At 47.8% G+C, this 1,162-nt stretch carries 1 protein-coding gene; it reads right to left on the bottom strand.

What is annotated here, in order from left to right; genetic code table 11:
* The coding region (locus tag AC1DUA_RS38485; protein WP_477504699.1) for a class II aldolase/adducin family protein at positions 1-1,140 on the bottom strand (1,140 nt) is incomplete at its 3' end.
* Between the last annotated feature and the right edge of the window lie 22 nt (positions 1,141-1,162).

Raw genomic sequence — 1,162 nt, 5'->3', positions numbered from 1 at the left:
GTGGTAAAGTGCACCGCTGACTTGCGCCATAGCCCAGCTTTTGCCTGTGTTAATCATCCCGATTCCTGGGATCAAAATAACGCGAGGAGCTGTTTCGAACATGACGTCACCTTCATTTTTGTTGCGCTCGAAGTACGCTTTGTACTCTTCTTTGTATGCAGCAATGCCAGCTTGCAAAGCTTCCGTCAGGGAAGCAGCATCACGGGAATTCGGATTCCAGTCGATGTACAGCGGCTTCATTTTAGTATGAACCAAGTGATCCGGGCAAGCTGCGCCTACTTGCGACAAGACAGCTGCATCCTTGCTGTTAACGAATTTCAATACATCGTCAGCGCTGTCTACTGTAAGGATCATTTTCTTCTCTTTGCTTACAGCTCCGCGAACAGTCGGCAGCACTTGCGCCAAAATGTCGTTGCGCTCGGAATCGGAGAGGGACTCGTATTTGGAACCGCCGTACAAGTTGTCCACGCTAACTCGCGCTTCGATAAAGCTTTCAGCTTCATTAATGATCGCAAGTGTTTTGAGGTAGCTCTCCTCGGACGTTTCGCCCCAAGTAACGAGACCGTGCTTCTCCATCAACACGAGCTCAGCTTTTGGATTGTTTCTTACGCCTTCAGCGATCATTTTGGACAGTGTGAAACCAGGGCGTACGTAAGGTACCCATACGAAGCGGTCGCCATAGATTTCTTTCGCCAGCTCACGGCCATTATGTGCGCAGCATAACGAGATAATCGCATCTGGATGTGTGTGGTCTACATGTTTGAATGGTAAGAAAGCATGCAAAAGCGTTTCAATGGAAGCACGAGGATGTTTGCTGTCGATCATGCAGTTCACAAGATAAGCAACCATTTCCTCGTCGGACATTTCGTCTCTTTCGTACAATGGACGGATGTCTTCCATACGAAGACCTGTGAAATTCTTTGCTTTCATCGTCGCAAGGTCAGAACCGCTTCCTTTGACCCACATCACTTCAACTTCACGACCGCGGAAATCTTTTTCGATTGTTTTGTATGAAGTGTTGCCTCCACCCCAGTTCGCAACAGCACGATCTGTTCCTAGTAAATTGGAGCGGTAAACCAATTCCTCTACGCCTTTTGATACGTTATTCGCCTTTTCTGCTTCCCACAAATTCGCAACCATAAGTATCCTCCTAGTATAGGGA

Source organism: Paenibacillus sp. 01T422 (genome assembly GCF_056398785.1).
This window is presented reverse-complemented; position numbering and strand designations above follow the sequence as displayed.